Source organism: Paenibacillus sp. 102 (assembly GCF_039549175.1).
Taxonomy (GTDB): Bacteria; Bacillota; Bacilli; order Bacillales; family Bacillaceae_G; genus Bacillus_A.
Genome location: NZ_JBCGHT010000007.1, coordinates 180,828 through 202,375 on the forward strand (window position 1 = coordinate 180,828; position 21,548 = coordinate 202,375).

Annotated in this window: 15 protein-coding genes, 2 pseudogenes and 1 riboswitch; of the genes and pseudogenes, 9 read left to right on the forward strand and 8 right to left on the reverse strand. The window is 38.0% G+C overall.

Going from position 1 to position 21,548, the window contains the following annotated elements:
• Nucleotides 1–144 precede the first annotated feature (144 nt).
• Nucleotides 145–279, forward strand: coding sequence for a hypothetical protein (locus AAIE21_RS17380; protein WP_003205060.1), 135 nt, complete (start codon nucleotides 145–147; stop codon nucleotides 277–279).
• Between the two features lie 690 nt (nucleotides 280–969).
• Here AAIE21_RS17380 and AAIE21_RS17385 read toward each other — a convergent pair.
• The 6 genes from AAIE21_RS17385 to AAIE21_RS17410 all read right to left on the reverse strand — a co-directional run bounded on the left by AAIE21_RS17385 (nucleotide 970) and on the right by AAIE21_RS17410 (nucleotide 10,023).
• Complete coding sequence (locus AAIE21_RS17385) at nucleotides 970–2,265, reverse strand: glycosyltransferase family 2 protein (protein ID WP_343267906.1); 1,296 nt, start codon at nucleotides 2,263–2,265, stop codon at nucleotides 970–972.
• Nucleotides 2,262–3,014: a dGTP triphosphohydrolase gene (locus tag AAIE21_RS17390; protein ID WP_343267907.1), complete on the reverse strand. Its 753-nt coding sequence runs from the start codon at nucleotides 3,012–3,014 to the stop codon at nucleotides 2,262–2,264. The genes AAIE21_RS17385 and AAIE21_RS17390 overlap by 4 nt, the downstream gene beginning before the upstream one ends.
• Nucleotides 3,015–3,121: 107 nt before the next feature.
• Nucleotides 3,122–4,333 (reverse strand): NupC/NupG family nucleoside CNT transporter, encoded by a 1,212-nt coding sequence (locus AAIE21_RS17395; protein WP_343267908.1) that lies wholly within the window; start codon nucleotides 4,331–4,333, stop codon nucleotides 3,122–3,124.
• A 507-nt stretch (nucleotides 4,334–4,840) separates the two neighbouring features.
• Nucleotides 4,841–6,526, reverse strand: coding sequence for a C40 family peptidase (locus AAIE21_RS17400; protein ID WP_343267909.1), 1,686 nt, complete (start codon nucleotides 6,524–6,526; stop codon nucleotides 4,841–4,843).
• Between the two features lie 210 nt (nucleotides 6,527–6,736).
• Entirely contained in the window at nucleotides 6,737–7,621 is an 885-nt protein-coding gene (locus AAIE21_RS17405; protein ID WP_343267910.1) for a D-amino-acid transaminase, read from the reverse strand.
• A gap of 473 nt (nucleotides 7,622–8,094) precedes the next feature.
• On the reverse strand, nucleotides 8,095–10,023 hold the full coding sequence (locus tag AAIE21_RS17410; protein ID WP_343267911.1) for an LTA synthase family protein: 1,929 nt from the start codon (nucleotides 10,021–10,023) through the stop codon (nucleotides 8,095–8,097).
• Nucleotides 10,024–10,744: 721 nt separating this feature from the next.
• Here AAIE21_RS17410 and AAIE21_RS17415 point away from each other — a divergent pair.
• The 4 genes from AAIE21_RS17415 to thiC all read left to right on the forward strand — a co-directional run bounded on the left by AAIE21_RS17415 (nucleotide 10,745) and on the right by thiC (nucleotide 16,179).
• Nucleotides 10,745–11,110, forward strand: coding sequence for a YkvA family protein (locus AAIE21_RS17415; RefSeq protein WP_343267912.1), 366 nt, complete (start codon nucleotides 10,745–10,747; stop codon nucleotides 11,108–11,110).
• Nucleotides 11,111–11,159: 49 nt separating this feature from the next.
• A complete protein-coding gene (locus AAIE21_RS17420; RefSeq protein ID WP_343267913.1) occupies nucleotides 11,160–11,654 on the forward strand; it encodes a metal-binding protein in 495 nt (164 codons plus the stop codon).
• Between the two features lie 389 nt (nucleotides 11,655–12,043).
• On the forward strand, nucleotides 12,044–13,705 hold the full coding sequence (gene lldP / locus AAIE21_RS17425) for an L-lactate permease (protein WP_343267914.1): 1,662 nt from the start codon (nucleotides 12,044–12,046) through the stop codon (nucleotides 13,703–13,705).
• A gap of 380 nt (nucleotides 13,706–14,085) precedes the next feature.
• Nucleotides 14,086–14,200, forward strand: a riboswitch (TPP riboswitch).
• A gap of 218 nt (nucleotides 14,201–14,418) precedes the next feature.
• Nucleotides 14,419–16,179 carry a phosphomethylpyrimidine synthase ThiC gene (thiC, locus tag AAIE21_RS17430; RefSeq protein WP_343267915.1) on the forward strand — a complete coding sequence of 587 codons (1,761 nt, stop codon included), beginning with the start codon at nucleotides 14,419–14,421 and terminating at the stop codon, nucleotides 16,177–16,179.
• Nucleotides 16,180–16,371: 192 nt separating this feature from the next.
• On the opposite strand, the gene AAIE21_RS17435 is transcribed toward thiC, so the two are convergent.
• Both AAIE21_RS17435 and AAIE21_RS17440 read right to left on the reverse strand, forming a co-directional pair.
• A complete protein-coding gene (locus AAIE21_RS17435) occupies nucleotides 16,372–17,397 on the reverse strand; it encodes a cytochrome d ubiquinol oxidase subunit II (RefSeq protein ID WP_343267916.1) in 1,026 nt (341 codons plus the stop codon).
• A complete protein-coding gene (locus tag AAIE21_RS17440) occupies nucleotides 17,390–18,745 on the reverse strand; it encodes a cytochrome ubiquinol oxidase subunit I (RefSeq protein ID WP_343267917.1) in 1,356 nt (451 codons plus the stop codon). Before AAIE21_RS17440 ends, AAIE21_RS17435 begins: the two co-directional genes overlap by 8 nt.
• A 254-nt stretch (nucleotides 18,746–18,999) precedes the next feature.
• On the opposite strand from AAIE21_RS17440, the gene AAIE21_RS17445 reads away from it, so the two are divergent.
• The 4 genes and pseudogenes from AAIE21_RS17445 to AAIE21_RS17460 all read left to right on the forward strand — a co-directional run.
• Entirely contained in the window at nucleotides 19,000–19,143 is a 144-nt protein-coding gene (locus tag AAIE21_RS17445; RefSeq protein WP_033664840.1) for a hypothetical protein, read from the forward strand.
• 107 nt (nucleotides 19,144–19,250) lie between these two features.
• On the forward strand, nucleotides 19,251–20,336 hold the full coding sequence (locus AAIE21_RS17450; RefSeq protein ID WP_343267918.1) for a transcriptional regulator: 1,086 nt from the start codon (nucleotides 19,251–19,253) through the stop codon (nucleotides 20,334–20,336).
• A gap of 130 nt (nucleotides 20,337–20,466) precedes the next feature.
• Nucleotides 20,467–20,688: pseudogene (locus tag AAIE21_RS17455) on the forward strand (hypothetical protein); the annotation flags it as partial.
• Between the two features lie 90 nt (nucleotides 20,689–20,778).
• Nucleotides 20,779–21,426 (forward strand): annotated as a pseudogene (locus AAIE21_RS17460) (class C sortase); the annotation flags it as partial.
• Nucleotides 21,427–21,548: the final 122 nt, after the last annotated feature.

Below are 21,548 nucleotides of genomic sequence, written 5' to 3' on the forward strand. Positions count from 1 at the left end.
GTCGATATATTGTCAAAAGTAATCCAAATTATTGACAAAAATTTGTCGGAAATGTGTTGTCACTTTTTCGTATATGTGCTATATTATTTCCTGTAAGCGATTTCAAATAGTTTTTAAGCGTATTCAAGGGGGACAACTAGAATAATGAAGCGTTACGAAAGAAAGTGGAAGCATATTTGTTTGAAACGTGTGGCACATCGAAGTGTCCAAGAAAACACGGAACCAAAGACTGAAGTATCTAAAGAACAACAAGAGAAGCAATTGGTTTTACAAAAATAGCAGTCACTTTTTCGTATATAAATGAAAGTAGATCGTTCGTTGGGGGATGGACGTGAAAAATTACTTTCGACTAAGGGGTATTGTCCGATATATAGATTTAAAGTGAAAATAAGCACAGAGCATACGGCGCTCTGTGCTTATTTTTTTATAAACGTTTGTTTCATTCTGAGCGAGCCGCTTGCGCTTTTAAATGTATCCAGCTCCACCTCCTAGCCCCTCATGTCCTAGCCCCTCATGTCTAAGAACCTTCCCCACGAGAAGGTAAAAAGCACCTTCTGTGGGAAAGAACCTTAGTCAACGGGGCTGAACAGTCGGCTCGGCTTTTAAATATATCCAGCTCCAGCGGCTAGAATCTCCGGTCGTTTCGCCTCCTCGGACGAAGCAAAAAGCGCTTCTCTGTCGGTGGCTCCAACGCCCTGCGATTCTGAGCGAGCCGCTTTCGCTTTTAAATGTATCTAGCTGCGGTGGCAAGCTCTTCGTGTCTAAGAACCTTCCGCACAAAAGGCAAAGAGCGCCTTGTGTGCGAAAGAACCTTAGCCAGTCAGAGCTGGGCAAGCCACCTCCGCTTTTAAATATATCCAGCTCCAGCGGCTAGAATGGTCGGTGGCTTCGCGTCTTCCTGCGAGGCAAAGGGCGCCTCTACGTCAGAAGCTCCATCCCCCTCCCATTCTGAACGAGCCGCTTGCGCTTTTATTTTTTATATCTCACCGTCTTATCCCATCCGATAATTTGCTTTTTACTTTTTGCGCGTAAGTATAGGATGAGACTTCGGATAAATAGGTACGTAAAGAGCTGGGCGTATGTGAAATACATGATGATACTGATTAAGATGTTCGTTGGTGTAAACGTATTTTCGACGCTTTGTGCACTAAAGAGTTGCGATGTGTATGTGATATAGGCAACGTACCACATAAATAGTAATGGAATGGTATAGCTGATTTGAAAGAGACCTAGTAAACCAATGATAAACCATACATTTGAAATAATTAAGAACAGCCAAAAGACAACATATACTAATACTTGTTGTAATGAGTGAACGAGTAGTTTTCCTTTAAAGAAGCTGAAGGAGGAAAACATCTTTTCTAAAATGTATAAGTTGCCCTGAAGCCAGCGCGTTCGTTGTTTAATGAGAATTTTTAAATGTTCTGGTTCTTGTTCCCATGTAATGGATTCGGGTACGATTGGTAATAGATACCCCTTTTGTGTAATTCGCAATGTGAGTTCCGCATCTTCGGCAATGGCGTAAGGGTCATAGCCGCCAAGTTCTTCAAGTGCGGAGCGGCGAAGGAGCATATTTGTTCCTGTTAATGAGCCAGTTTGGAATAAGAGCCAACGGCCAGACTGCATGAGCAACTGGAAGATTTGAAATTCAAGAGAGATCATCCTTGTAAGCCAGTTTCGTTTTTCATTGACAGTGCGAACATGACCGACAGCACCAACAGCATCTTTTGTCGTTTCTGCGTATTCAACAAGCATGCGAAGAGCATGGGGTTCTGGTTGATTATCGGCATCATATACACAAAAATATTCTCCATTTGATATGCTGAGTCCATAGTTTAATACACGTGATTTTCCTTTCGGTTCTCCAGGCGGTACACGAATATGCTTTATATGAGCATATGCCTCATCATATTCATCGCCAATTTCCCCAGTTTCATCTTGGGAATTATCATTTAATAAATAAATGGTAAGCTTTCCCGGATATTCGATATTTGCCATCGCAGCTAACGTATCCATAATAACGACGCCTTCGTTATGTGCAGGAATCAGTATATCTACGCTTGGATAATGTTTTAATGTCCGCTTCTTTAGCTTACGATTTCGATGAACCAGGCCGGCAAGTGTTAGTAAGGAATAGTAGACGAGCAAGCCGGAAAATAAGAAAGCTGTAAAAATAAGCACATATTTAATAGAAAAAGTCACGCTAATCCAAAAAACAAGTAGGCAAAATAGAAGAAATAGCAGGAGAAGAATAAGTGTCATCATGTCGTTAACACCTGCTCTCCAAGTTTTTCTTGTTTGATTATGATTTTTGAAAGAGCCTCCTCCGTTAACCATTCTTCCCACTTATTTTCAAGGCGCATCAAAACAATATTTACACCAACTTCATTTGTATTTTGAAGTAAAATGACCAATGTATTGTCATCATATTTTCCAACTAAATCAAAATCACTCCGTACTGTATCGAGTAGGAGGGAAGCAACGCGATCCATGACACTTCGCTTTGTATAGCTGCTAAAAGAGGTGAACGAAAAATAAACGAGCATACCTGTTTCACTTCGTCTTTTCATAGCTGCTTCGAGTAATAAACCACGTCTTTCAAATTCCTGTCTTGTTAACAACTTTGTTTCTCCAATGTATTGTTCAAGTGTTTGGACTTGTTTTTGTAGGCGTCTATTTTCATTTAAGAGTTTTTTTAACATGTAGGTCGATATATAAATAAGAAAGAAATTAACGATTGCTAGGAAATGAATGATGATATAAGTAAGCTGTGTGGAAGTACTCCATAAATATAACCATGATTCATAGAATAAATAGAAGACGGAGAGGAGAGTTCCAGTAATAAACAAAGTGAAAGCAAATTTATTTGAAATGAGTAGAAATAGTAAGTTGATGAGTACATAAATAATTGTAAAGAAAAAAGCATAGGGAAATGAGCTTATATGAACTGTGGTGAAATAGAATAAAATTTGTACAATCCATAATAGTATAATTTGATTGGGCATTTGCTTCATCACGGTCCTCCTAGTACATAGGTTGTTATATGTAATATGTGCTAGAAGGGGGGATATACATTCATAAAAAAAGCTGACCCGAAAATTCGGATCAGCTTGATTTTGATTTATAAGAACATCATACCTGCAACTGCTGCGTTTAAGAAGTTCGCTAGTGTACCAGCGATTACCGCTTTAATCCCTAGCTGTGCAATTTGTTTACGGCGAGAAGGAGCAAGTGTCCCTGTTACACCTAATTGAATTGCGATAGAAGAGAAGTTTGCAAAGCCACAAATTGCGAATGTTAAGATCATATTTGTTTTATCAGAGAGCTCTGACATGTGTGGACCTAAGTTAGCATAGGCAACGAATTCGTTGATTGCAAGTTTTTGTCCAATAAAGCCAGCTGCTTGTATAGCTTCGTTTGGTGAAACACCGATTAGAATAGCGAATGGAGATAGAATATATCCCAAGATTAAATCAAGGCTAAGTTTAATATCGAACCAAGACCCAATCCATCCTAATAGACCGTTTAATACAGCGATTAACGCAATGAATGCCATTAGCATTGCTGCTACGTTAATAACAAGTTGCATCCCTTCAGAAGCACCTCGTGCTGCTGCGTCGATAACGTTAGCATCTTCACGCTCTGTTGAAAGTTTTACATCGTTATCTGGTGTTTCTGTTTCTGGCATAATTAGTTTTGCAATTAATAAGCTTGATGGTGCTGCCATAATTGCTGCTGCTAGTAAGTGCTCTAGCGGAATTCCCATAGCTGCATAACCGACAAGAACCGATCCGGCAACAGCCGTCATACCACTGACCATAACTGCGAAGAACTCACTGTTTGTTAAACGTGTTAAGTACGGTTTAATTAAAATTGGTGCTTCTGTTTGTCCTAAGAAAACAGTTGTTACTGCATTTAAGCTCTCTGCCTTAGAAGTTCCCAGAAGTTTACTTAATGCACCACCAACGATACTAACGAACCATTGCATAATACCTAAATAATATAATATTGCTACTAATGAACTAATAAATACAATTGGAAGTAGTGCTTGAATTACAAAAATAAATCCCCAAGGACCATCTTTATCTAATAAGTTACCAGAGATGAATTTAATTCCCTCATAAGAAAAGTTGATTAAGCCTTGAACCCCGTCAGAGGCAACTTTTAAGCCAGCTTTTCCAGCATCCCATCGTAATACGATGAAAGAAAACGTAATTTGTAATGCTAGCGCGATTAAAATTGTGCGCCAATTCACAGCTTTGCGGTTGGAAGATAGTAAAAAAGCAACTGCTAAAATTCCAATCACGCCGCCAATTCCCCATAAAACATTCATGCAGTGTAAATCTCCTCTCTCATAGTAAAAAAGTATAATTAATAGATGTCTATACTTCTACGAAAATAGCATCTTAAGTAACGTATCATACCGGACATCAGAGGTCAAACGTCTGTCTAAAAGTTTAAATAGAAAGAAAATTTTGTAAGAAAACACATATCAGTCTTATTTGAGCAAAATAGGTTATGTTTTTTAGAGGAAATATATTTATTATTGTAACGTTATGAACTGTTTTTATGGAATGTAGTGTATGAAATAAGAGGGTAGAAACATATTTGTAGGAATACGAATAGATAGAAACCCTTTCTTTTTAGTTGGGAGAGAGAATCCAGCCATGGATAGAAGCGGTCCGTGCCTTTTTTAGCTCCATGCCGAGTTTAAAAACAAAGGGAGAGCAGGCCACCTTTTGTTTTCATAGCAGGAACTTATATGTGAAAAATCAAAAAGGACTTATTTAAATCTATATAAAAAGCCTTCTAGTAATCTAGAAGGCTTTGAAACTATAACTTAAGGTGCTTTTGTGTATCCTAAGAAGTGCTTGCTCCAATAAGAGTTGCTTAATGAAGCTACTGCTACACCTTTATCTCCAGCTTGAATAAATGTTCCACCACCAAGGTAGATACCCATGTGAGAAGGACCTGGCTTATAAGTGTTTTGGAAATAGATTAAGTCACCTGGTTGTGGATTTGAAGTTTTTGATAGGCTGCTCCAATATCCTGCAACACTTTGACGGCTAATGTTGTGACCAAATTTGTTAAATACGTGGAAAATGTAACCACTGCAGTCAACGCCATTAGCAGAAGTGCCGCCCCATACATATGGTACACCTGCCATTGATTTTGCATATGCAAGGATAGATGATGTATCACCGCTGTTGTTGCCTGTATTATTATTATTGTTATTATTGTTATTATTATTGTTGTCTACAGCACCACCAACTGGTGTTTTAGATAGGAAACGAGTTCCTACATAGCCAGTGCGACCGTTGTAGTTAATTTTGCTCCATCCATAATGTTCAGAAATAACTTGTACTTTTTGACCTTGTGGAAGAGCACCGATTACGCTGTAATTTGTGCCTTCGCCGCTACGTACATTTAATGCAGATGCATTAATATAGTATTCGCCAGCAGTTGTTTGTGGTTGCTCAGGTTTTTCAGGTGTCGTTGTACCACCTTTAACGAATTTCACAAATTCACTGCTTACATAACCAGTTTTACCATGGTGATTAATTTTGTACCAACCATTTTCTACACCAACTACGTTTAATGTTTGACCATTTAATACGCCACCAAGTACACCGTGGTATGTAGCTGGGCCTGTACGAACGCGTAATGATGTTGTATTAACAACATAAGTACCACCAGTTTGAACGGTTGTATTGTTATTTTCTTGCTGATTGTTACCTTGGTTACCGTTGTTACTAGAACCACCTTTTGTTACGTAGTCCTTGCTAAGGTAAGCTGTTTGTCCTGCATAGTTAATTTTGAACCAATCTTGAACTTCACCAACAACTTGTACAACTTGTCCTTTATGAACAGAGCCTAAAGTTGTATGAGATGTGCTAGGACCTGTACGAACGCGAAGGGAAGATACATTTACTGTATAGTTTCCGCTTGCTGCTTGAACATTTGTGTCGTTATTTGAAGAACCAGCATTTGCAGAAACGCCAGATACGAATTGTCCACTAACGTAACCAGTTTTGCCGTTATGGTTAATTTTAACCCATCCGTTTTCTTCGCCAATAACTTGTAATGTTTGTCCTTCAAATACACGTCCCATAATGGAACTAGAAGTATTTGGGCTTGTGCGAACACGTAATACGTCAGCGGTAACTTTGTTTTTACCACTTGTGCTTACGCTTGTTTTTGCACCATTTTGTGATACGAATTGTCCACTAACGTAACCAGTTTTACCATTATGATTAATTTTAAACCAACCATTTTCTTCACCGATTACGTTTAATTTTTGGCCCTCATATACGCGAGAGATGATGTCGTGAGAAGTACTAGCTCCTGAGCGAACGTGTAATACGTCAGCAGTAACTGTGTAATTTGAATTGTTTTGTGGTGCAGCTTGAACAGCTTGTGCAGCAGGTTTTTGTGTGTTTTCAGGGGCAGCTTGAACGCTATCTAATGTCGGGGCTGCGCCTCCTGCTACAGACACTGCCGCAAGACCGGCAAGATATTTTTTCATGTTTTGTCGATTCCTTTCTGTCTGTAATGTAGTGATGAAATATTTACCAACTGTTAAAAATTCTAAAAGGCATGTCGATTACTGTCAAGGGTTATGCGGTAATCTGAATATGTCAAAAATATTACAAAAAAAAATCAAGGTGCATACTCCACCTTGATTTTAAATAAAAATACATATATTAAGAGGTGTTTTAGATAAAATCGTTCGCATTTAAGGGAATGAGATATTAGAAGTTGAGAAGCTTTGGACAAATGTTTTTTGTAGTAATTTGGTGATTCTCCCAACTTGACCATTTTGGATGGCGGTGCCATCAAGATGCGTCATCGGAAGCACTTCTACAGTTGTTCCGGTAAAAAAGCATTCATCAGCATGATAAACATCACGAATGCTGAATAGTTCTTCCTGAACAGGAATCTGTAGTTTATGGGCTAAAGAAAGAATATATTGGCGGATAATCCCGTTTAGGATTAGATGATTAGCGGGATGAGTATATAGAGTCCCGTTTTTCACAAGAAAAAAATTAGAATGACTTCCTTCTGTCACGATCCCATTACGAACGAGGAGGGCTTCTTTACATCCTTTGCGTTCTGCTTTTGTAGCAGCCAATACATTTGGCAATAAATTTAATGATTTAATATCACAGCGAAGCCAACGTGTATCAGGTTCTGATATAGCACGTACTCCATATTCAATCCATAAAGCTGGTCTTTCTTTTTTGGAGATATAAGCATAGATCGTTGGAGTTACATCAAAAGAGAGTGCGTGTGCACGATGCTGTACTCCTCGAGAAACTTGTAGGTAGATGGTACCATCTTCTTGGAAATTATTATTTTCGAGTAATTTGTAAAGCAGTGTAATGAGTTCTGCTTTAGAGGAAGATAGTGTTAATTCTATCTCATCCATGGAACGGTATAGCCGAGTTAAATGTGGATCTAATAAGTGGATGGTTCCTTTATAAATACGAATGACTTCGTAGACACCATCTCCAAACTGTAAACCACGTTCTTCTAATTGTATGTACGGCCCTGTTTTATTTGTATCAATAATTTTATCGTTCCATAATACAAATCTTTCGTATGCCATTTTATTTCCCATCCTTTCTTAATTGTTTGAATGATGAGCGTTGGGCTTCAACTTATTGTATTTCGCATATACAAATTCGCAAATGGGAAATGAGAATCCTGCTTTTTAGAAATAAAAAAAAGCAACATTCATATAGAACGTTGCTTGCAACAATGTTGCATAAGGAGGGTAGCTTGTTTCATAGGGATATTGCCTTGGTATAGCCTAGAAAAGTGACCAGTAAACCAATCGGCTTTACTAAGACAATCAATGTTACTCCTCAGTAACATCAAAGGCATTGTGATACAAATGATTCTGGTATTCCCCATGGGGACCTAACGCAAAGCTGTGAAATGATAGGTGGGGAATGGACAGAACATTGTTTACAAATTCTATTATAGAGATGTTTCATGAATTTCATGTAAATGTTTGGTGAAGATTGTGTAATTTTATCATGTTGTTGGCGAGCAGTAAGAACCTCCACTAGACAAAAAAAGACGCTGAGATTACTCAGCGCCTTTTTTGTCTTCTTTAATAATTGTTTTTACTTCGCCTGTTTTAATTTTGTTGCTTTCAGAGAAGCGAAGTAAGTCTCCCTCAATGAGTTTATCAGACATGCGCAGTTCATTTTGAGCACGATCAATCATTGCTTGAGCTTCTTCTTTTGGTACTTCTACGACTTCACCCGTTATACGGTCATAGAATGTACTGTTTGTATACATATACTTGTCTGTAATAAAACTACCGTCACGAAGAACAACGAATCCTTTATTATCTGGTGAGAATACGTCATGACCAAAACGAACGTCATTGCTTGAATCAACACCAAGTAAGTTTAGAATTGTTGGTTTAATATCAATTTCACCAGTTGGTTTTGAAATTGTTTTACCTTCTTTTTGACCAGGAACGTGAATAAACATAGGTGTTTTTTGTAAGTTAATATGATCAAATGTTGTAATTTCTTCTTTACCTAAGAATTGTGCCATCGCACGGTTATGGTTTTCAGAAATACCGTAGTGGTCACCGTAGAATACGATAACAGAGTTATCATAAATACCTTCTGCTTTTAGACGTTCAATAAAGTTTTTCATTGCTTCGTCTAAATAGCGAGCTGTTACCATGTAATCGTCAAATACGCGATCACCAGAGTTGTAAGGTTCAATTAATTTTGTATCATCATCGAAAGTAAATGGATAGTGATTGGTTAAACTAAGGAAACGAGTATAGAATGGTTGTTTCACTTTTTTCAACATATCCACTGATTGATTAAAGTATTCAATATCTTTTAATCCCCAGTTTAATTTTGTCTCTGGAGTAATTTTATAGTCAAGCTCGTTGTAGTAACGATCATAACCAAGTGCTGGATACATGATGTTACGGTTCCAGAATGTTGCGTTGTTTGCATGGAATACAGCTGTGTAATACCCTTGCTGACGCAGGATTTCTGGAGTTGCAGTATATTCGTTATTACCGTGTGTAAAGAATACGGCACCGCGGTCTAATGGATATAATGATGTATCCACTAAGAATTCAGCATCCGATGTTTTTCCTTGTCCCGTTTGGTGGAAAAAGTTATCGAAGTAATAACTTTCCTTTGTAAATTGGTTTAAGAATGGTGTAACTTCTTGCCCATTTACCTTTGCACCGATTAAGAATGTTTGCAGTGATTCAAGAGAAACGACAATTACGTTTTTCCCTTTTGCTGTGCCAAACATATTTGGATCTGGTTTACTTTGTATTGTTTTTACGTAGTTTTCTGTTTCTTGTAATTTGCTGCCATCAGCAAATGCTTTTTGTGAACTAGATTTTGCTTGTAAACCAAGATCATACACTTGATGAGCATATAAACCTAAGTTTTTCACAAGCATAACGCGGTCAAACGAACGTGTTAATAGTTCCGGGCGCTCAGTTTCTGCAAGACCTAAGTTTGCAAAGAAAATAGCAATCGTTGATACAAAGTATAAAGAACGCATTGGACGTGATACACGCTCAGTTTTTGCAAAGTCTTTCTTTTTCTTTAATAGAATAAAGAACAGAATAATATCAGCAAATGCAACGATGATTTTGTAATTAAATAGTTCTTTTACACTGGACCCTAGCTGTCCAAAGTTAGATGTTTGCCCAAGTACTGGTAAAGTAACGAAGTCATTATAGAATCCGTAGAACATTACGTTACCAACAAGAACGATTGTTAAAACAAAATCAATCCCAAGTGCTATATAATTACGTTTTTTTCCTTTTGCGAATAATGCAAGACCCACAAGCAGTAATGATGCTGCTAATGGACTAATGAATAAGATAAATTCTTGCATGAAAGATTCAAGTTTCAAATCAAAGCTCGTACGCGTTATGATGTAAGTCTTTAACCATAAAGCCAAAGCAACAAACAAAGTAAAGCGCACATTATAAAATTGTGATTTTAAAGATTCCTTCATCCATTTCCACCCTTTCTCTATCAGGCTTGGTCGATTTTGGAGCGAAAAATGCTAAAATAAAAAATACATAGTTTTCTTGGCCATGAGTAGAGTTTTCTATATCCCCCATATACGACTTTAACTATGCATACCCTTTTGGTTTCCTGCCAATTCTTTTGTTGATCCATAAGCATAACGTCATTTCTGTATTATACAACAAAATTCAATTCTTAGAAACACTATAACATTTTACAGTTTTTGTATTTTTTATTGTTGCTGCCAGAGAAAACTTTAACATTGGTTTATATGCTCGTCAACTAGAAAATATAACAAAGATAATAAAGAATAGTAAGAGAAATAGAACATTTTATGTTGAGAAATATTGATGAAAAAACAATCCAAACCCTTTTTTAGAGTGGAGAGAGCGTCCGCCGAAGCATAGAAGCGGTCAGATCCTTTTTTAGCCCCGTGCCGCGTTTAAAACAAAGGGAGAAAAAGAGAGCGGACCCTCTTTTGTTTGCATAGCTGTGATGTAGATGAGAAATGAAAAAGGAAATATAAGTGGGAAAACAATTGCGAACGCTTGTTCTTTATTCTTTTCTCTGTTACAATAAGATTTCATGGATCGGTTATGTGTATATTTGATGAACGTTTAATTAACTAATGGAGCTAGTTCCTTATTTTTGAAGGCACATCCACTTTTTTCGTATAATGAAAAAAACAAAACATGGAGGCTCTTTATATGGAACGAAAATTTTCAGTCGAAGCGTTTTGGAATAAGGTGAAACATGTAGCAAAACAAGCGGGACAATCGGTTGTTTATGCGAGCTTATTGCTGTTTTACGTTATGCAAAGACCGGATGTTCCAAAGCGAGTAAAGGCAACTATTATCGGAGCACTTGCTTACTTTATTGCTCCAATTGATGCGATTCCGGATTTTATAGCCGGAATTGGTTATACGGATGATTTAGGGGCATTAACAGCTGCCCTTTTGCAAGCATCCATGTATGTAAATGAAGATGTAAAAGAAAAAGCACGGATGAAATTAGCGGATTGGTTTGGTTCGGATATAGACACATCGTTTATCGATCAAAAATTAGATCAATAGGTGAGAGCTGCCAGAAGTGGCAGGGCAAACATAAGCGAGGAAGTGTACTATGCCATCAGGAAAAACACATACGAAAATAAACTTACTTTCTCTTCCGATTGTTTTGTTTATGCTTGTTTCGTATGGACTAACAAATTTTGATTTTTTACTCACTTTTGCGATAGGATTTTTAATCGGCACATTTTTCTTAACACCAGATTTAGATATTCATAGTAACGCCTATAATAAATGGGGCTTGCTTCGTATTTTTTGGTATCCGTATCAATGTGTGATGCCGCATCGTTCTTTTTTAACACATACGATTGTAATCGGTGACCTTATTCGTATATTGTATATGCTGCTCGTCTTTTCTCCATTCCTATATATATTAAATAAAACGGTACTAGATGGAAGATTACTCGAGATTGCAAAGGAACATGATGTTGCTTTAACAACATTTGTAATAGGAGTTATTGCTGCGAGTACACTCCATATTATCGCGGATCGATTAAATACACGCCGAAAAAAGCTTATGAGACGAAAGAAAAAAAGAAGAAGAAGGTAGGGCACTTGCGAATTGCGAGTGCTTTTTTCTTTTTTGTACTGAACGTTCATAAGATTTTTAATCAAACGTTTGTTTAAAGTGAAATAAGCTGAGGTGACAGGCTTTTCAGTTGTTAATCAAACGTTTGTTTAAAAGAATGAGGGAGAAATGAAATCGACTTTTTTCCTATATATAGGATTAATTCGAAAGTGCGATTTAACGAAAAAATTAGAAAATTAGATCAAAAAATCTTTTTAAATTAAAAATGATATGGTAAAGTAGAAATACAATCGTTGAAAACGTTTTCTTGAAACGTTTTTTATTTTAGACTTAAAGGTATGATGACCGGATAGTCTACTGATAAGATTATAAAGATTTTAAAACAGGGGATTACAGAAAGGGAGAGGACAATGGGGACATGGACACAAGTTTACGATCCGTTCGGTAACATTTGGATTTCCGCAGCGGTAGCACTTATTCCAATTATCTTTTTTTTCTTGGCGTTAGCAGTGTTTCGTATGAAGGGGTATGTGGCAGGCTTTATTACAGTTGTATTAACAATTTTAGTTGCGCTATTTGCGTATAAAATGCCGTTTACAATGGCGATGGCAGCAACGGGATATGGCTTCCTATATGGGTTATGGCCAATTGCATGGATTATTGTAATGTCGGTATTTTTATATAAAATTTCTGTCAAAACAGGACAGTTTGATGTGATTCGTGCATCGGTACTATCGATTACGAATGATCATCGTTTACTCGTTATTTTAATTGGTTTTTCATTTGGCGCATTTTTGGAAGGGGCAGCTGGGTTTGGTGCACCGGTAGCAATTACGGCAGCGCTTCTTGCTGGTCTTGGCTTAAATCCGTTATATGCAGCTGGACTTTGCTTAATTGCAAATACAGCGCCGGTAGCGTTCGGAGCAATGGGGATTCCAATTACAGTTGCGGGGCAAGTAACGGGTATTGATGCTCATAAAATCGGACAAATGGCAGGGCACCAATTACCGTTCTTATCATTATTTGTTCCATTCTTTATCGTATTTTTAATGGATGGCTTCAAAGGTATAAAACAAACATGGCCTGCATTATTTGTAGCAGGTAGTTCATTTGCAATTACACAGTTTATTACAGCTACGTTCTTAGGGCCAGAACTTCCGGATATTACATCAGCGCTTGTCAGCTTAGTATGTTTAGCATTATTCCTAAAAGTATGGCAACCGAAAGAAATTTATCAATCTAAGCAAGCAAACGACGAAGTGGCAGCGACAACAACGGCTTCATCCATGCCGAAATTAACGGCTGGAAAAGTCGTGAAAGCTTGGTCACCATTTATTATTTTGACAGTTATGGTTGTTATTTGGAGTCAAGGATTCTTCAAAGCATTATTTGCTCCGGGCGGGGCGTTAGAAAGTCTTGTCTTTAAGTTTCAAGTTCCAGGTCTGCACAATTTAGTAATGAAGGCAGAACCGATTGTAAATAAACCAACACCTTATGATGCAGTATTAAAATTTGATGTCTTATCAGCAACAGGAACAGCGATTTTAATCGCATGTATCATTTCAATCTTTATACTTAAAATGAGCGCAAAACAAGCGGTTGAAACATTTAAAGAAACATTACAAGAATTAAAAATGCCAATTCTATCTATCGGTTTCGTATTAGGATTCGCATTCATCGCAAACTATTCTGGTTTATCCTCAACACTCGCGTTAGCATTAGCAGGAACAGGGGGATTATTCCCATTCTTCTCACCATTCCTTGGCTGGATTGGTGTATTCTTAACAGGGTCAGATACATCGGCAAACGCATTATTCTCCAACTTGCAAGCTATTACGGCGCAGCAAGTTGGCGTATCAGAAGTATTACTTGTTGCTGCAAATACAACAGGCGGTGTAACGGGTAAAATGATTTCTCCGCAATCGATTGCAATTGCATGTGCGGCAGTAGGACTTGCTGGAAAAGAGTCCGATTTATTCCGATTTACAGTAAAGCATAGTTTATTCTTTGTAATCATTGTGGGCATTATGACCTATGTACAAGCCTACTATTTAACGTGGATGATACCGTAAATAAGAAAAAGATGCCCCGCGCGCGCGCGGGCATCTTTTTTTTGAGATATCGGCGATTTTTAAAATATGTAAATACACATTGAAAAGTTGACATAAAACCTAATTTTTCTAGGTGGAGAGAGCGTCTAGTCATGCATAGTAGCGGTCAGACCCTTTCTTAGCTCCATGCCGAGTGAAAACAAACGGAGAAAATGAGTGGAAATCTTTTTTTGTTTTCATAGCCGCAATGTAGATGTCAGCAAATCAAAATGGATATATATCGACCGTTCGACAGAAGATATCGATCAACAGACAAAAAAACAACATATAAAAATTAGAATTCATTCCTTTGCATTTTTCTGATTATCGTGTATGATGAGAAAGTATTGAAAATTAAATCAGTGATAAACTAGGGGTGCCCAGCAAAGCGTGGGCTGAGAGAGAAGCGCAAGAACTTCTTAACCCTTTGGACCTGATCTGGCTCGTACCAGCGTAGGGAAGTTAACGGCTTTACATAATGATGTCTTTATGAGCCAGGTCCTTTGTTTTACTATGGACCTGGCTCTTTTTATTTTGGCATGCGCTGGCCACTAGTTCTCTTCTCGTCCTAAAGCTGAACCGATCACTATGATCGGATGAAGTAAAAATCAAGATAACTGAAATTGCTCGGGGTTGGTTGGAGGTTCTGAGTAAGGGAGATTTCTTGAAATGATAAAGGGGAGGCAACACAAATTATGAAGCAATCTGTTTCAGCTGAGCAAATTGAATTGAAGTCGAGTTTACCAGGGAGTAAGAAAGTCTATGTTGATGGCCCGCGTGATGGTATGAAAGTACCGATGCGTGAGATTGCCCAAAGTGATACAAATGGTGTACCAAACCCACCAATTCGTGTGTATGATACGAGCGGACCTTATACAGATCCTGAGTACAAAGTAGAGTTGGAAAAGGGAATTCCAACACCACGTCACGGTTGGATTGTTAACCGCGGAGATGTAGAAGAGTATGAAGGACGCGAAATGAAACCGGAAGATGATGGTGTGAAAGTCGCATCTAATCATACACCTGTGTTCCCACAAATGGATCGCAAACCACTTCGTGCAAAAGAAGGTGCAAACGTAACGCAAATGCACTATGCGCGCAGGGGCATCATTACATCTGAGATGGAATATGTTGCGATTCGTGAAGGCGTAGAGCCAGAGTTTGTTTGTAAAGAGATTGCTGAAGGCCGCGCAATCCTACCAGCAAATATTAACCATCCAGAGGCAGAACCGATGATTATCGGACGCAATTTCCACGTGAAAGTAAATGCGAATATTGGGAACTCTGCGGTTTCCTCTTCTATCGCGGAAGAAGTTGAGAAGATGACATGGGCAACGCGCTGGGGCGCGGATACAATTATGGATCTATCAACAGGGAAAAACATTCATACAACTCGTGAATGGATCATCCGTAATGCTCCTGTACCAGTTGGAACAGTTCCGATTTATCAAGCGTTAGAAAAAGTAAATGGGATTGCTGAAGATTTAACGTGGGAAGTATACCGTGACACGTTAATTGAACAAGCAGAGCAAGGCGTTGACTACTTTACAATTCATGCTGGCGTACTACTTCGTTACATTCCAATTACAGCAAAACGTACAACAGGTATTGTTTCACGCGGTGGTTCGATTATGGCGCAGTGGTGTCTATTCCATCATAAAGAAAACTTCCTATATACGCACTTTGAAGAGATTTGTGAAATTATGAAACAGTACGATGTTTCCTTCTCTTTAGGAGATGGATTACGTCCAGGGTCGATTGCGGATGCAAATGATGAAGCGCAATTCTCTGAGCTTGAAACACTTGGTGAGTTAACAAAAATTGCTTGGAAGCATGATGTTCAAGTTATGATTGAAGGACCAGGGCATGTACCGATGCATTTAATTAAAGAAAATATGGATAAAGAACTTGATATTTGCCAAGGCGCACCGTTCTATACATTAGGGCCTTTAACAACGGATATTGCACCAGGTTATGATCATATTACATCGGCGATTGGTGCAGCGATGATCGGCTGGTTTGGTACCGCTATGCTTTGCTATGTAACACCGAAAGAGCATTTAGGTTTGCCAAACAAAGATGACGTTCGTGAAGGGGTTATTACGTATAAAATTGCGGCGCATGCGGCTGACCTTGCAAAGGGACATAAAACAGCGCAGCAACGTGATGATGCACTTTCAAAAGCTCGTTTTGAATTCCGTTGGCGCGATCAATTTAACTTATCTTTAGATCCTGAACGCGCAATGGACTTCCACGATGAAACATTACCAGCAGAAGGGGCAAAAACAGCTCATTTCTGTTCAATGTGTGGTCCAAAGTTCTGTAGTATGAGAATTTCACATGATATTCGTGAATATGCGAAAGAAAATGATTTAGAAACAACAGAAGCAATTGAAAAAGGTATGAAAGAGAAATCAGAAGAATTTAAAGAAGCTGGTAGTCATTTATATCAATAATTGAATTTGAGATTTTTCAGGGAGTTTGTCCCCCTTCTAACTTCTTTGTGTTTGGAGTGAGGGAACAAATACCCACAAATAGCGGGAGATATGTACTGCTTCCGAACACCTTGTTACTTGATTGATCACGTGTACCTAACTTAAATATAGAAGAAGCCCCCTTTGCTAAGACGGTAGCAAAGGGGGCTATTATTATTTTTCCTTTAGGAACGTTCGATCCTTTAAGAATAAATTCCAGAAGAAGATAAAGCCTGGAAGTAAAATCGCAATGCCGATTGCATAGAGGATGAGCAACGCATAGAATGTTTCTTTCGTTGTAAAGCTTGTATATACAGTAACATCCGGATAAATGATATACGGTAAATGCGCGACGCCATAAGCGTAGCTTGCAAATGCATACTGTGCAACAACTGCTAAAACAGCAATCCTTGGCCAACCGAGTGCGCTGTATTTTTTATTTGTCCACCAAAGCGAAGAATATCCAATGACAAATAAAATAATAGAGACAGTAAACCATGGAAATTGTTTAATTAAGCCTTGCATGAGCCAATGTGTTTCTGGATCCATCACAACAAGAGCGATGATGGCTGTAACGAGCGTTGCGGGGCCAAGTATGATGGCGTTGCGTCTGTAAAGACGATACGAATCCTCTGATCCTTGTTCTCTCGCAAAGTCAGCTAGAAATAGAGAAGATAAAAACAATTCAGAAGTTAATCCGAATAGCATATAGCAGTATATAACGGGACTGGACAAAAGCTTTCCGTATAGGAGAACTTCTTTTCCGCCAGTAGTTGTAATATAAGCGCCTTCTGTTACAGGTAAAACGGTGATTAATAAAGCTGGAATTAAGAGTCCGGTAACACCTGAAATAAGACGAAGCAGATGTTCATATTTCGGGACAGAATAGGCGAATACCATAAATGTACTACGAATGGCAACGAGCACTAAAATTAACATAACTGGTACGAACATAACTGTTGCAAGGGTGAAGGCCGCTTTTGGAAAGAAACCGAGAAAAGCGACAACAACAAAGACAAGAAATGTATTTGTTACTTCCCAAGTTGGTGATAAGTACCGATTGGCAAGCTTAGCAGCAAGTGTTGGATGTTTCGCATACGCCATGCCCCAAAAGCCGGCCCCGAAATCAATGGACCCTAAAATGCTATAAACGAAAATAAGAGCCCATAAAATGATAATCGCAATACTTGCCTCATGCACGAGAATCTCCTCCTTGTGGCCCTAGATCATTTTTCAAGGGATGTCTTTTAAAGAACGTCCGTAGTACGAAAATTGTTAAAACACCAAGACCGATATACAAAACGATAAATAAAACGAATAAAGGTCCAACAAAGTCAGCGCGTGTTGCGGCATCAACTGTACGTTGCATGCCATAAATTGTCCAAGGCTGACGTCCACTACAACTGAAAATCCAACCGAATTCAATACCGAGCATCATAATCGGTCCGCATGCAGCAGTTGCCCATAGTAGCCACTTCGGTAACTTTTCTCCTTTTTTTCGATAGATAAAGTACCAATATAAAAGGGCAATTGTTGCGACAGCGAATGTGAATGCAGCCGTACCTACCATTAAGTTAAACAATGTATGTGTATAAAATGGTGGCCACGTTTCCCTTGGGAATTCGTTGAGTCCTTTTACAACGGTATTAGGATCTAAACCAACGAGTAAACTAAGCATGTTTGGAATTTCAAGTGCATAGTTTAACTCAAGAGTTGCAGGGTCAACGACTCCGCCAATGGATAAGGGAGCGTGTGATGTCGTATCGAATAATGCTTCTGCTGATGCTAATTTTTCTGGAGAATGTTCGTGCAAGGCAATAGCTGATTCATGTCCAGAAAGCCACATAATTGCTCCGCTAATAAACGTGACGACAAGACCTAAAAATAGTCCTTTTTTATGATAAGCAATCTCTCGTGCGCTCACATTTCGTTTTAATAATTTGAATCCAGCAATAGAAGCAATGACGGCCGCTCCTGTTGCATAAGCAGTAATGACAACGTGGAAAGAGCTTGTGAAAAAGCTTGGATTAAAGAATGCTTTCCAAGGGTCAACGTTAAAAACAGAGCCATCAGGATTCATAGAAAAGCCTGCTGGTGTATTCATCCATGTATTTGCTGAGGTAATTAACACGGCGGATGCAGTAGCACCAAGCATGACAAAAAAAAGTGAGATTAATCTCATGAATGGTGGTAATTTATCTGCCGCATAGACGTAAATGGACATAAATAAAGCTTCTAAGAAGAAGGCAAAAATCTCAATCTGGAATGGAACAGAAATCACTTGACCAACAATTTTGGCGAACCCGGGCCAAAGAAGTGAAATTTGTACACCGACGATTGTTCCAGTAGGAATTGCTACACCAAGAAGGATGGCAAAAGCCTTTGTCCACCTTTTTGCCATAACAGCGTAATCTGAATCCTTCTTCCAGTGAAATAATACTTCGCTTATAAAAATCATTAAAGATAGTCCGATTCCAAGGGTTGCAAAAATAATATGGAATGCTAGTGATGACCCAAAGAAAGCCCGTGACAATGTAACAGTATCCATAACTCTACTCCTCTTCATTTTTGCCATTATTTTCTGATTGGACTGGAAAATTTATTCAAAAAGATACCAAAAATATATATGTATTTTAAAAAGTGAGTATGATATTATAATTTTGAAATCTTCAGAAAAAACATTTCATTTGTGTTTTAGAATAAAATCTTTTATAATTCTTATGCGAACGTTAGTTCTGTCTGGTGGATTCATTTGTAGAAGGCCAAGCCGGAAGTTCACGTGAAACGGAGGGGGATGTTTGTATGTATCCTGAAGTCATTAGAAAAATGGCGTTTTCGAAAGAGCATAAAGATTTGTTATTAAAGTTATACAATAAAGAAATTACACGGCGTGAGTATGATCACCTTGTGCAATCACTGTATCGCCCTACGAAAGAGGCTAATTAGTGTGTGTGAAGGATAGAGAGTGAGGGACAATCTAAAGGATTGTCTTTTTAATGTTTCTGTATGTTCTAATAAGATTACGGTTAGTCTTATTATAGAGGTGAGAAATTGTGCGGAAACGTTTGTATATATGGATTGCGTTTACTTTATTTATCGTGTTAGGTGGAATTGTTTTTTGGACTGCACTACAAGGAAACCGGACAGAATATTTTATTATGAGACATATGATGAACGAGAATGAGACGCTTGCAACATATCGAATAGCTGATTCAAAGGTAGGAACGAACGAGGCAACTGGCCGTGAAGCATTATCAGAATCAGCAGGGCTATGGCTACAATATACGCTTGATATGGACAAGCAATCATTGTTTGATGAACAAGTAAAGGTTATTCAAAATTATTTTATCCATCCAGATCATATTGTTTTGTGGAAGGTTTCGGAAACAGGGGAAAGACAGGCGGCTACGAATGCTCTTATTGATGACCTTCGTATTATCGAACAGCTATATCGTGCCTATGATATGTATAAAGAAGAGCGGTATAAACATTTTGCAGATCAAGTGAGTGATGCTGTACTTCGTTATAATAAGAAAGGAAAAGACTATGTTGATTATTATGACGCAGATAAGGGGATGCAAAACAACATATTAACGACATCTTACATAAATCCAAGTGCATTCTCTTATATGAAAAAGTACGGGAAAATTTCAGAAGCCCAGTATCAAGGAGTGATTCAATTTTTAGCGGACTATCCAAGAAAGGGCTGGGCATTTCCGAAAGAATATAAAGAAGATGGCACGTTCACATATGAAAAACAGGTGAATTTAATTGATCAATCGTATGTTGCCTATCATCGTAGTTTGGGAGGAATTTCCTCTGAAGCATATTTAGATTTTATAAAAAAGGCATTCCGTAACGATGGAAAGCTATACGGTCGGTATGATTTAGAAACAGGAAAACCAGTGGTAGATTTTGAATCACCAGCAGCATATGGCCTGACAATTCTATATGTGTTACAAACTGGAGATATAAAGTTTGCTAAGGAATTGTACGAGCGCATGAGTGAATTTCGGAATGACAATGTATTCAGCAGATTTTATGGCGGATATGTAACTGGGAAAGAGGATAACACACATATTTTTGATAATGTGTTGCCGCTGTTAGCTGAGACGGAATTGAAAATGGATAAGCAATAAAAATATAGCGGAAAGATTAGAGTCGTTACGTTTGAAAAAAGTGGCCATTCCAAAAGTATTGCTTTTGGAATGGCCACTTTTCTTATACAAGAAAAGGTTTTATTACCATTATGTTTAAAGGTGTTAAGTCGAAACAAAAGCACCAACTTATACAAAAGCTTCTTATCAAAAAGTAAGAGAGTTAATTGAAGTAACGATTGATGAGCAACATAAGGAAGTTAAATTAGAAGTAGGAAACAAAAAGAGCAGCTGGGTACTTTCTGTGACAGCTGGTATGGGTACAATTTTCTTCACCGTAGTAATGGCTGGGGCAGCATTTGTGTTCTTCAGAAAGAAACCAGCAAAAAACTAAGGTTATAGAGAAATATAGTGATATAATGTGAGAAGAGGAAGAGCAAATGCTTCCTCTTTTCGACATTTTGCAGACTTAAAGGGGCATATTATGAAGCGTAATATCATTTTTGGATGTATTTTTTTAGTAGGCCTTAGTATTTTTTTATACCCAACTGTAAGTAATTGGTTAGCGACAAGAGCGCATTATTCTGAAGTTAGCACGTATGATAAGAAAGTAATGGCGCTTCAGAGGGAAGAGATTGAACGCCGAGAAAGAGAAGCGAAGGAATATAATGAAAAGATTCAAAAAGAGAATCAAGCTTTTACAGATCCGTTTAGTGAAAATAAAAATGATGATTCGAAATCATATGTAGATGTTTTAAATTTAGGAGAAGTAATGGGGTATGTTGAGATACCTAAAATTGATGTAAAACTCCCGATTTATCATGGAACCTCTGAAGCGGTTTTAAGCCGCGGGGTAGGTCATATAGAGAAGTCATCTTTACCGGTAGGGGGAGAAAGCACTCATACGATTTTGACTGGTCATCGGGGATTACCTTCTGCAGTATTATTTACTGATTTAGATAAGTTAGTGGAATCTGATATTTTTTATATTCATTCACTGGATAAAGTTCTCGCTTATAAAGTCGACCAAATTAAAGTTGTGCTGCCAAATGAAATTGATGATTTAGCAGTTGTGAAAGATCAAGATTATGCTACATTAATTACATGTACGCCGTATGGGGTGAACACACACATCCATCAACTTAAGGTATATTTTCATACAAAATGCGGTCTTTTCATATAGTTTATTATTATCTTTTATAGATTTTATAAAAGTGGGCATATCAAATAAACCCTGACGGGTTTCAATTTTTT

Excerpts from the sequence above, each read along its gene's own strand:
- AAIE21_RS17380 (WP_003205060.1), top strand. The coding sequence starts at position 145 with ATGAAGCGTTACGAAAGAAAGTGGAAGCATATTTGTTTGAAACGTGTG.
- AAIE21_RS17385 (WP_343267906.1), bottom strand. The coding sequence starts at position 2,265 with ATGATGACACTTATTCTTCTCCTGCTATTTCTTCTATTTTGCCTACTT.
- AAIE21_RS17390 (WP_343267907.1), bottom strand. The coding sequence starts at position 3,014 with ATGAAGCAAATGCCCAATCAAATTATACTATTATGGATTGTACAAATT.
- AAIE21_RS17395 (WP_343267908.1), bottom strand. The coding sequence starts at position 4,333 with ATGAATGTTTTATGGGGAATTGGCGGCGTGATTGGAATTTTAGCAGTT.
- AAIE21_RS17400 (WP_343267909.1), bottom strand. The coding sequence starts at position 6,526 with ATGAAAAAATATCTTGCCGGTCTTGCGGCAGTGTCTGTAGCAGGAGGC.
- AAIE21_RS17405 (WP_343267910.1), bottom strand. The coding sequence starts at position 7,621 with ATGGGAAATAAAATGGCATACGAAAGATTTGTATTATGGAACGATAAA.
- AAIE21_RS17410 (WP_343267911.1), bottom strand. The coding sequence starts at position 10,023 with ATGAAGGAATCTTTAAAATCACAATTTTATAATGTGCGCTTTACTTTG.
- AAIE21_RS17415 (WP_343267912.1), top strand. The coding sequence starts at position 10,745 with ATGGAACGAAAATTTTCAGTCGAAGCGTTTTGGAATAAGGTGAAACAT.
- AAIE21_RS17420 (WP_343267913.1), top strand. The coding sequence starts at position 11,160 with ATGCCATCAGGAAAAACACATACGAAAATAAACTTACTTTCTCTTCCG.
- lldP (WP_343267914.1), top strand. The coding sequence starts at position 12,044 with ATGGGGACATGGACACAAGTTTACGATCCGTTCGGTAACATTTGGATT.
- thiC (WP_343267915.1), top strand. The coding sequence starts at position 14,419 with ATGAAGCAATCTGTTTCAGCTGAGCAAATTGAATTGAAGTCGAGTTTA.
- AAIE21_RS17440 (WP_343267917.1), bottom strand. The coding sequence starts at position 18,745 with ATGGATACTGTTACATTGTCACGGGCTTTCTTTGGGTCATCACTAGCA.
- AAIE21_RS17445 (WP_033664840.1), top strand. The coding sequence starts at position 19,000 with ATGTATCCTGAAGTCATTAGAAAAATGGCGTTTTCGAAAGAGCATAAA.